The sequence below is a fragment of the Martelella sp. UBA3392 genome (genome assembly GCF_002358775.1).
In the GTDB taxonomy this organism is placed as follows: domain Bacteria; phylum Pseudomonadota; class Alphaproteobacteria; order Rhizobiales; family Rhizobiaceae; genus Martelella; species Martelella mediterranea.
The window spans coordinates 17,356-26,311 of the sequence record NZ_DEPM01000294.1 but is presented as its reverse complement, the minus strand read 5'-3'; the positions used below and the strand labels follow the sequence as shown (position 1 = coordinate 26,311).

10 protein-coding genes and 1 pseudogene are annotated in these 8,956 nt (G+C 63.4%); 5 read left to right on the top strand and 6 right to left on the bottom strand.

The genetic code is table 11. The features are described from left to right. Both B4E36_RS23005 and B4E36_RS23000 read right to left on the bottom strand, forming a co-directional pair. The coding region (locus B4E36_RS23005) for a DMT family transporter (protein WP_345900858.1) at positions 1-551 on the bottom strand (551 nt) is incomplete at its 3' end. Continuing rightward, a complete protein-coding gene (locus tag B4E36_RS23000; protein WP_292055190.1) occupies positions 548-1,402 on the bottom strand; it encodes an alpha/beta fold hydrolase in 855 nt (284 codons plus the stop codon). The genes B4E36_RS23005 and B4E36_RS23000, both read right to left, overlap by 4 nt. A gap of 79 nt (positions 1,403-1,481) precedes the next feature. On the opposite strand from B4E36_RS23000, the gene B4E36_RS22995 reads away from it, so the two are divergent. The 4 genes from B4E36_RS22995 to B4E36_RS22980 all read left to right on the top strand — a co-directional run bounded on the left by B4E36_RS22995 (position 1,482) and on the right by B4E36_RS22980 (position 4,821). Next, positions 1,482-2,090 (top strand): TetR/AcrR family transcriptional regulator, encoded by a 609-nt coding sequence (locus B4E36_RS22995; protein WP_292055189.1) that lies wholly within the window; start codon positions 1,482-1,484, stop codon positions 2,088-2,090. 283 nt (positions 2,091-2,373) lie between these two features. Next, positions 2,374-2,943, top strand: a complete 570-nt coding sequence (locus B4E36_RS22990; protein WP_292055188.1) for a TetR/AcrR family transcriptional regulator — start codon at positions 2,374-2,376, stop codon at positions 2,941-2,943. Between the two features lie 49 nt (positions 2,944-2,992). Beyond that, the gene (locus B4E36_RS22985; RefSeq protein ID WP_292055187.1) at positions 2,993-3,910 is read left to right on the top strand and encodes an oxidoreductase; all 918 of its coding nucleotides are present in this window, start codon (positions 2,993-2,995) and stop codon (positions 3,908-3,910) included. 62 nt (positions 3,911-3,972) lie between these two features. Further along, a complete protein-coding gene (locus B4E36_RS22980; protein ID WP_292055186.1) occupies positions 3,973-4,821 on the top strand; it encodes an SDR family NAD(P)-dependent oxidoreductase in 849 nt (282 codons plus the stop codon). A gap of 134 nt (positions 4,822-4,955) precedes the next feature. On the opposite strand, the gene B4E36_RS22975 is transcribed toward B4E36_RS22980, so the two are convergent. The 4 genes and pseudogenes from B4E36_RS22975 to B4E36_RS22960 all read right to left on the bottom strand — a co-directional run bounded on the left by B4E36_RS22975 (position 4,956) and on the right by B4E36_RS22960 (position 7,494). Next, positions 4,956-5,255: a putative quinol monooxygenase gene (locus B4E36_RS22975; protein ID WP_292055185.1), complete on the bottom strand. Its 300-nt coding sequence runs from the start codon at positions 5,253-5,255 to the stop codon at positions 4,956-4,958. A gap of 70 nt (positions 5,256-5,325) precedes the next feature. After that, on the bottom strand, positions 5,326-5,922 hold the full coding sequence (locus tag B4E36_RS22970) for an isochorismatase family cysteine hydrolase (protein ID WP_292055183.1): 597 nt from the start codon (positions 5,920-5,922) through the stop codon (positions 5,326-5,328). Positions 5,923-6,033: 111 nt separating this feature from the next. Then, positions 6,034-6,707: pseudogene (locus tag B4E36_RS22965) on the bottom strand (glutathione S-transferase family protein). A 28-nt stretch (positions 6,708-6,735) separates the two neighbouring features. Then, positions 6,736-7,494: an SDR family NAD(P)-dependent oxidoreductase gene (locus tag B4E36_RS22960; protein WP_292055182.1), complete on the bottom strand. Its 759-nt coding sequence runs from the start codon at positions 7,492-7,494 to the stop codon at positions 6,736-6,738. Positions 7,495-7,663: 169 nt separating this feature from the next. Here B4E36_RS22960 and B4E36_RS22955 point away from each other — a divergent pair, with 169 nt between their 5' ends. Then, on the top strand, positions 7,664-8,560 hold the full coding sequence (locus B4E36_RS22955) for an AraC family transcriptional regulator (protein WP_292055181.1): 897 nt from the start codon (positions 7,664-7,666) through the stop codon (positions 8,558-8,560). The last annotated feature ends 396 nt before the right edge of the window (positions 8,561-8,956 follow it).

Sequence of the window (8,956 nt, the reverse complement as noted above, 5' to 3'; positions counted from 1 at the left end):
AGGGTTTCGGGCACGGTGAAAATCGAGAGCCAGGCCATGAGGCGCATCGGCGGGATCGGCCCGAGGCGCTTGGCCAGCACGTTGCCCAGGCCCTGCGCGGCAGCGCCCCCCAGCACCAGCAAGGCTGCGGCAACCGGAACGCCGGCGCCGGGATCGGCCATTGCCAGCGCCACGCCGAGAAAGGCGATCATGAGCCCGAAAAACACCTGCCCCGTAGGTTTCTCGCCCAGCAGCGGCCAGGCGAACAGCACGGTGAACGGCGCCATCAACTGCGCCATGACCGCGGCGATCCCCGCCGTGCCGAGGTGGATCCCGGCGAAGGTCAGGCCAAAGCACAGGCCCCCGAAGAACACCGAAATCACCGCGCAGGCCAGAATTTCGCGTCGGCTCGCGCCGCGCGCGAAGGGCAGGAACAGCACCGCAACGCCGGCAAAGCGCAGGGCGACGAAGAACAGCGGCGGAAAGCTGTCCACCCCGACCTTGGTGGTGACGAACTGAATTCCCCAGATCAGCGGGACGAGCAGCGCCGCGCCCAGTTCCTTCGCGCTCATCGTGCTGTCCGCCCGGCCGTGAATTCGGCGAGCTCCCGGTTGAAGCGCGCCGGGCGCTCATAAAACGGGGCATGACCGGCGCCAACGTAGACGGACATCCTGGCCCGTGGGTTCAGATCCATGACGCGGCGCGACATCTCGTAGCGGGTATGCTGTTCCTCGTCCCCCCAGCTCAGGAGCAGTTCGGGCAGTTGCGCCCAGACAGTGTCCAGACCCTCGCTTTCCAGCATGACGACGGCTTTCTGGACCGCCCGTGGCACCATGCCGTTATAGACCAGCATCTGTTCCAGATCCGCCGGATCGGGCGGCGTGGCAAAGCAGGACTTCAGAAAACTCGCATAGGCCTTAACCCGTTCGGCAAGGTCCTCGGACCCGAGCGGCCCGGCATGGTGCAGAGCGGCGATGCCCAGAAGCGCGGGGTCCAGCCGGGTCACCGCCCCCACGAGGTTTACCCCGGCAACATGCGCCGCGCCGTGGTGGCGCAGGAAATAGCCGGTGATCAGCCCGCCGAAGGACCAGCCGACGATCACCGGCCGGCGGAACCCGGCCGCATCGATCACGGCCTTCAGGTCATCGGCCCAGCGTTGCGGATCGGAATATCGGCCAGTCTCGTCGGGGCGAGAGGAGTCTCCGTGTCCGCGAAGATCGTAGCTCAGGATCCTGTGGGTTTCCGCCAGCGTTCCACCGGTCTGCCGGTTCCAGCTCAGCCAGCTTTGACCGAGCCCGTGAACAAGGACGATTTCCTGGCCGTCCTCCGGGCCGTGAAGCGCTGCGGAAAGGGTCAGCCCGTCGGATGTTTCGACACGGAAAGTCCAGGCGGTGAAGGTGGCGCGAGTGGTCGCATCAAGCATAATGATAAATCCAATCTATAGTGATCGCTAAACAAATACAGGCTTGCGCGGAGGCGTCAAGATATGTTTAGTGATCACTATGAAAAAAGAATCCCAACCCACGCGTGGCCGCCGTCGAGGTTTCGACCGCGACGAGGCCGTCGATATGGCGATGCGGCTGTTCTGGCGGCATGGCTATGAGGGCGTGTCGATCAACGATCTGACCGGCGCCATGGGGATTGCGCCGCCCAGCCTCTACGCGGCTTTCGGCACCAAGGCCGATCTCTACCGCGAGGCGCTGCAGCGCTATACCGACCGGCCGGAGACGCAGTTTCACCCCGAGCCGCGGGGTACCCTTGCCGAAACCATCCGGCATCTGCTGGAAACGGCGGCCGATGCTGTGACTTCGCCCGACGGCGAGACTGGCTGCATGGTTTCGACAGGTCTGCTGGCCTGCGGCGAGGCGCATGTGGATCTTGCCCAAGAGGTGGCGGCGATCCGCAAAGGCATGCATCCGCAACTCGTCGCGCTGCTTAAACGTTGGCTTGCGCCCCGGAACGCGCAGGCAACCGCGACCTACCTTTTGACCCTTATGCAAGGCATGGCGATCCAGGCCAGAGATGGCGCCGGCCGCGCGACGCTCCAGCAGACCATCGAGATTTCACTGTCCGGCCTGCCCGGAAACCAAGCGGCGAAGTCTGACGCCTGATCCCTGGTATGAGCCTGCGGCCACCCCCTTGCCGTTCCTTCTCCTGTCTCGCCCCTCTCGCGGGGAAGGCCGCATCGCTTCAGAAAGAGGTCATCGCCTAAGCCATGCCTCCGCAATATCGATGCGCACAAGCGATAAGCCGTTGTTAAAAGGTCCCCTCGCGCAGGCATAGCGGCCGCGCGGCGCAGGCTGGACTTCATTTGGTTGATCGAACCCCTTGACCGGTCCGAAGTTGCCACCCATATAATTGAGTGTCTACTCACTCAATTATATGGCAGAAAATATGGCACGTCCCCTCAGTGATGAAAAGCGACAGGCGCTGCTTGACGCCGCGGCCGAGCTGGTCGCCAGCCTGGGCACCGGCGCGTCCACGGCCAAGATCGCAAGGGCGGCGGGCGTTTCCGAGGGAACGCTGTTCATCTACTTTCCAACCAAGGACGATCTGCTTAACCAGCTCTTCGTCGCAATCGAAACCGATCTTACGGAGACGATGCTGGCGCCTTATCCCGCGGACGTTTCCGACAGGGAGCGGCTCTGCATGGTCTGGAACCGTCTGATCGACTGGGGCCTGGCACATGCCACGGCGCGCAAGGCGCTCCGCCAGCTGAAGGTGTCGGGTCGCGTGACGGCGGAAAGCCGCAATCGCTGCCATGCCATGCAGCGGGATGCGCGAACCATGGTCGAGGCATGTCTCGCCGGCCATGCCGCGCCCGACAGGATCGGTTTCTACATCGATACCATTCTCTTCGACCTGGCCGACATCAGCATCAATGCGATCACCGCCAGACCGGAGGAAAGCGCGACCATCCGTCAGGCCGGATTCGACCTGTTCTGGAAGGGGTCTGCCGCCTGAGTTTTAACCAAATAATGAGTATGTAGCCACTCATGAAAAGGGACCGAAAATGACCAGCAGCAAGGGCTTCACCGAAGCCGATGTCCCGGATCAGTCCGGCAAGACCTTCATCGTCACCGGCGCCAATGCCGGCGTCGGTTTCGAGATCGCGCGGGTGCTCGCCGCAAGGGGCGCGCGCGTCCTGCTTGGCTGCCGCGAGCAGTCCAGGGCGCAGGACGCCATTGCCCGCATCAGGCGGATCACGGCGAATGCCGATCTCGTCTGGTTGCCGCTCGATCTCGCCGATCTGGAGAGCGTTCGCTCCACAGCCGCGATTGCCATGAAGGAGAAGCGGATCGATGCGCTCGTCAACAATGCCGGGATCATGGTTCCGCCGCTGACGCGTACGAAGCAGGGGTTCGAATCGCAGTTCGGCGTCAATCATCTCGGCGTGTTCGCGCTCACCGCGCTGCTTCTGCCCAAACTGGAGCAGACGCCGGGCGCGCGCGTGGTCGTGACCTCGAGCGTCGCGCATCTGAAGGCCAAGATCGACTGGGACGATCTGAATGCCGACAAGAGCTACATCAAGAATGATCGCTACGGCGCCAGCAAGCTGGCGAACGCGCTGTTCTTCTTCGAGCTGGATCGCCGCCTGCGCGCGGCGAATTCGCCCGTCACCGTGGTCGGCGTCCACCCTGGCATCGCCGCAACGAGCCTTGGTCGTCACATGGGGATTGCCCGGCTTGCAGGCCCGATCGTCGGCCTTGTGCTCAACAGCGCCGACAAGGGCGCATGGCCGGCGCTTCTGGCCGCGACCGGAAAAGTGGAGCCGGGCGGCTATTACGGTCCCGCCGGGTTTGCCGGCATTCGCGGTGTCGCCGGCAAGGCAAAACGCGCGCCGCAAGCGCAGGATCCCGCACTTGCCGGGCGGCTGTGGGAGGTTTCGGCGGCAATGACGGGGATTGATCCCGGTCTCCCGGCCGCCTGATGTCACGGGCGGCGCGCCATCGCGCCGCTTCGTCTTACACTTCAACTGAAAATGGCGCTCATATGTCTGGAAAAATCTGGTTTATCACAGGGGCCTCACGCGGTTTCGGTCGCATCTGGGCCGAAGATGCGCTCAAGCGGGGTGACAAGGTCGTTGCAACGGCGCGATCACTGGACGCGGTCGCGCCGCTTGCCGATGCATTTGGCGATGCCGTCCTGCCGCTGGCGCTGGACGTCACAAACCGCGACCAGGTGGCCGAAGCCGTCGCCAGGGCGCATGCGCATTTCGGCCGTCTGGATATCGTCCTGAACAATGCCGGTTATGCGCTCGTCGGCGCGATCGAGGAAGCGATCGAGGCCGAGGTTCGCGCGGAGTTCGATACCAATGTCTTCGGCGCTCTCTCCGTCATCCAGGCGGCCCTGCCGTTCCTGCGGGCGCAAAAGAGCGGCCACATCGTTGGCGTCTCGAGCGTTGCGGGGGTCTATGCCGGCGCGATCACCGGCTTCTACAACGCCTCCAAATGGGCGTTCGAAGCGCTCCACGAAAGCCTGTCACAGGAAGTCGCGCAGTTCGGCATCAAGGTCACGATGCTGGAACCCGGTCCGTATGCAACGGACTTTTCGAGCCAGTCCTCGCTGAAGCTTACCACCGGCCTCGATGCCTATGCGGAAACGAGAGCGCAGGCGTTTGCCGGCGGTGCGACCACGAATTTCGGCGATCCTGCTGCGACATCGGCGGCCCTGTTCAAGGTCGTGGATTCGGCTGAGCCTCCGCTACGCATCTTCCTTGGCACGGAAGGGCTGTCGGTGGCGCGTGCGGCCTATGCCGAGCGGCTTGCCTTGTGGGAAGCCTGGGAGGAGGTTTCGAATGCGGCCCAGGGCGCGCCCAGGAAGAAAGTCATCGACCTTTGACCGGGATGTAAAACGAGGCCGGAGCATCGCCGCTCCGGCCTCGTGCAGGCAAGGGCGAACCGGCTGCCGCCGTCGCGCGGCGGCCGGAAAGCGGCTGATGGAGCCGGTCGGGCAGCGCGCCGCCCGGCGCTCGGTCAAAGGGCGTGCGGCAGGACGTCGAACATATGCATGACGGGCGGGGCGGCAAGCAACGGCGCGGTCAGCGGCCGGTTGGCCGCCATATGCGACGATGCCCGGTGCGCCGAGAGCGCGGCCTCGTCCTCGTAGATTTCGATCAGCGTGTAGCTGTCGGCAAGGGTGCGCGACCTGAACAGTTCGTACAGGCGATTACCCGGTTCGCTGGCACGCACCGCGGCGGCCTGAGCGGCAAAGAGGCGCTCGAATGCCGCCGCGTTGCCCGGCGTCACCGTGAGTTCGACCATCATCCCGATCATTGTATCGCCTCGCATCAGTGGTTGGACGGAAGCCCGGCCCCGCTGCGGGGCCGGATCCAGTTGTCAATCATCATGCCTGCGCCAGAAACGTCTGCGTGGTGATGGCATTGGCATAGAAAGGCGCGATTTCGGCCACGAAATCGTCCTGCTGCTTGCGGGTATAGCCGGATGACGCGTCATAGATGACGTTGGTGTTGTAGCCGAGGTCGTGCGCGTTGCGCATCGAGGATTCGACGCACTGGCGCAGCGAGAAGCCGGCGAGATAGATGTCGAAGATGCGGTTGTTGCGCAGATAGCCATCGAGCGTGGTTCCGACGAAGACGCTGCTGCCGCCGGCGCGCTCGCGCACGACATGCTCGCCCTCCGCAGGCTCGAAGCCGGGGAAGAAATCGGCCTGCTCGCCCAGGAACGAGCCATAGTCGCGCATCATCTTGCGCAGGCCGTATTTTGCCTCGCCCAGGACCTTGAAAGTGGGCTCGAACTTCAGCGAGGCGTGGATCACGTGCATGCCGCGACGCCGGGCCTCTGCGAGGATGAGCTTCGAATTGGCGATGGCGGTGTCGACCTGCTCGAGGTCCTGAAACGACGGATAGATGCCACCGGTCGGCGAAAGCCAGTCGTTGACATATTCGATCAGGATCAAGGCGCTCTTGGATGCATCGGTCATGGTGTAACTCCTTCAGATTTTTTTTGGAGCTAGAGCGCCGTGCGTCCTTCTGGACGCACAAGGACGCTCTAACTTATTGAATTTTCGTATCGTTCTTTTCGAGCCGATGCGCTAAGCGGCGATCATCGCGCCGTGCCGGCGCAGATGATCGCGAAACAGCTCGGGATAGGCGTCGGTCACGGCGTTCCGGACGCTGGGGCGTCCGGCAAGTGCCGCGCGCCACGCCGCCACGCGGGGCAGGCCGGCGAAGATCGGGGCCGCCACTTCCGGATCGATGATCCCGAAATAGCGGAACAGCGGTGCGTAGACCGCATCGACCAGACCAAACGCGGCCCCTGCGAAATAGGGTCCGTCGCCCAGTTCCGCCTCGAGCTTGCTCAGCCGATCGCGGAAGGCGGCTCGTTTGGTGTCGGCGGTCTCCGTGTCCTTGGCATGGAGGAACTGCCACCCTTCGGCAAAGGTCTGGGTGGCGAATTCGATCCAGGCGCGGTGGCGGGCACGCAGCAATGCATCGTCGGGATACATTGCCGCCCCCCCTGCGTTTCGTTCAGATATTCGCAGATCACCACGCTTTCGAAGAGGATCGCATCCTCGCCGTCGGGCTGGCGCACCTTCAGTACCGGCACCTTGCCGGTCGGCGACAGCGCCAGAAACCAGTCGGGCTTGGCCGACAGGTCGATATTGATCCGGTCGAACGCCACACCCTTCTCGAACAGGACGATCGCGGCGCGCTGCACGAACGGGCACAGCGGGTGGCTGACGAGAGTCAGGTTTTGCGCAGTCATGATAGTGCCTCTCTGTGCGGAGAACGGATCAGAGCGACTGGCCGCCCGATATGTCGAACGTCGTGCCATTGGCCCAACCGAGATCGTCGGACAGGATGGCGGCGACCGCGCCACCGATATCGTCGGGCTCGCCGACGCGGCCGAGCGCGATCGTCGCGGCGACAAAATCGTTGATGTTCTTGTCGTCGCGCACACCGCCGCCGCCGAAATCGGTCGCAATGGCACCCGGCGCGATCGCGTTGACGCGGATCTGGCGTGGGCCGAGCTCGACGGCCATGAACTTCGTCAGCGTCTGCATCGCCGCCTTGGCCGCGGCATAGAGGCCATAGCCCGCCATCGTCGTGCGAACAAAGGCGGTGGAGACGTTCAGGATGCGCCCGCCGTCGGCGATCAGCGGCAGCAGTTTCTGGGTCAGGAACAGCGGTCCGCGCAGGTGCATGTCGACCATCCGGTCGAACTGATCCTCGCTCGCGTCGGCCACCATCGCATAGACGCCTTCGCCGCCATTGTTCACCAGATAGTCGAACCGTTCGACGCCGAAGGTCTTTTCCAGCGTGTCGGCGACGGCGCGGGTGAAGTCGGGAAAGCTTGCCGTGTCGGTGACGTCGAGCGCCAGCATCGCCGCCTTTCCGCCCAGGGCCTCGATTTCGTCAACCAGCGTCCGGGCTTCTGCGGCGCTGCTTCGGTAGGTGCCGATAATGTGGACGCCGCGCCGGGCGAGATGCAGCGCCATATTGCGGCCGAGGCCGCGGCTGGCGCCGGTGATAAGGGCTGTTTTCGTGGTCATGGTGTATCCTCATTGGATGGTTGTTGTATGAAGCGGCGCCATCGCGGCACCCTTCCATTATCCCGAAGATAGGTGATACCTGTCCGTGAGGCCCCTCCGATCCGCTCAAGTTTTTGCCTGATTGTCTCAATCGCCTTGCGGCGTGGATCGGGCGTGCTATGATCTGACCATGACAGACGATCTCAGACCGCATATCGACATCGCGCTGCGCCACGCGCGACCCGGATTGACCGTCACGCCGATCCCGCGGCTGGAAATCAGCGTGGGCGAGGCGACCACGGACAAGGCCCCGTGCCTGTATCGCTCGATGATCTGCTTCATTCTGCAGGGATCGAAACATGTGGCGATCAACGAGGATCTTTTAAGCTACGATCCCGCGCATTACCTCATCAGCGCACTCGATCTGCCGCTTATCGGCCAGATACTGGATGCCGATGACGGCCAGCCCTATGTTGCGGTGTCGCTGGTTCTGGACCCCGCTCTGCTGGCCGATATTGCCTCGACCATGCCGCAGGTTCGCGACGGCGATCCCCGCGGCATCGGCATTGCGATCAACCCGATGACGGCGCCGCTGCGCGACACGCTGCTGCGGCTTTTGTCCCTGCTCGATACCCCGGACGACATTTCCGTGCTTGCCCCCATGGCGGAACGGGAATTGCTTTATCGTCTCCTTCAGGGGCCGCAGGGACGCCTGTTGCGCCAGATCGCCCAGCCCGAGGGCGCGCTGGGCCGTATCCGGCGCGCGGTGGGGTGGATCCGGGACAACCAGAACGCCCGCCTGAGCATCGAGGCGCTGTGCGATGCAAGCGGCATGAGCCGCGCCAGCCTGCATCGCCACTTTCTGGCGATGACCGGCCTGAGCCCGCTTCAGTATCAGAAACAGCTTCGGCTTCAGGAAGCGCGCCAACTGTTGCTGGCCGGGGACCATAATGCATCCGAGGTCGCCTTCGCGGTCGGCTACGAGAGCGCTTCGCAATTCAGCCGCGAATATCTCCGGCAATTCGGAGCCCCGCCGGCACGCCACGTTCGCCAGGTCAGGCAGGCGATCGGCGGCGCCATGGGCTGACCGGGCGCCGTCCGCGACCCGGCTGCTCGCTCCGCTGACAAAATGCGGAAACTTATGAATTACAGCAAAACCGTCTTGGGAATCCTGAATGTCGATCCGTCCTAGAGCTCTGCTTAAAGAATCGCGCAATTGAGGAGAGCGCCACCTCTCTCGTGCGCGAACGAGGAGAAATCGCGGCGATGCCCTTTGAGATCGCTGTGAAGCGCTCGGGGCCCGAGCAGGGACTATAGCCGAGTTGGTAGTAAGCTGCTGCGTTAGGTTTCAGACAATAGGAGTCGAAAATCCCACCTGACACCCAGAATGGCCCCCCGGCCCATTCGCGTACGGAATCTCCGTCGCTGACAAAAGCATAAGTAACTTAAATATAAAGATATTTTGGTAGCGGAGGAGGGATTT

Excerpts from the sequence above, each read along its gene's own strand:
- B4E36_RS22955 (WP_292055181.1), top strand. The coding sequence starts at position 7,664 with ATGACAGACGATCTCAGACCGCATATCGACATCGCGCTGCGCCACGCG.
- B4E36_RS22960 (WP_292055182.1), bottom strand. The coding sequence starts at position 7,494 with ATGACCACGAAAACAGCCCTTATCACCGGCGCCAGCCGCGGCCTCGGC.
- B4E36_RS22980 (WP_292055186.1), top strand. The coding sequence starts at position 3,973 with ATGTCTGGAAAAATCTGGTTTATCACAGGGGCCTCACGCGGTTTCGGT.
- B4E36_RS22990 (WP_292055188.1), top strand. The coding sequence starts at position 2,374 with ATGGCACGTCCCCTCAGTGATGAAAAGCGACAGGCGCTGCTTGACGCC.
- B4E36_RS22970 (WP_292055183.1), bottom strand. The coding sequence starts at position 5,922 with ATGACCGATGCATCCAAGAGCGCCTTGATCCTGATCGAATATGTCAAC.
- B4E36_RS23000 (WP_292055190.1), bottom strand. The coding sequence starts at position 1,402 with ATGCTTGATGCGACCACTCGCGCCACCTTCACCGCCTGGACTTTCCGT.
- B4E36_RS22995 (WP_292055189.1), top strand. The coding sequence starts at position 1,482 with ATGAAAAAAGAATCCCAACCCACGCGTGGCCGCCGTCGAGGTTTCGAC.
- B4E36_RS22985 (WP_292055187.1), top strand. The coding sequence starts at position 2,993 with ATGACCAGCAGCAAGGGCTTCACCGAAGCCGATGTCCCGGATCAGTCC.
- B4E36_RS22975 (WP_292055185.1), bottom strand. The coding sequence starts at position 5,255 with ATGATCGGGATGATGGTCGAACTCACGGTGACGCCGGGCAACGCGGCG.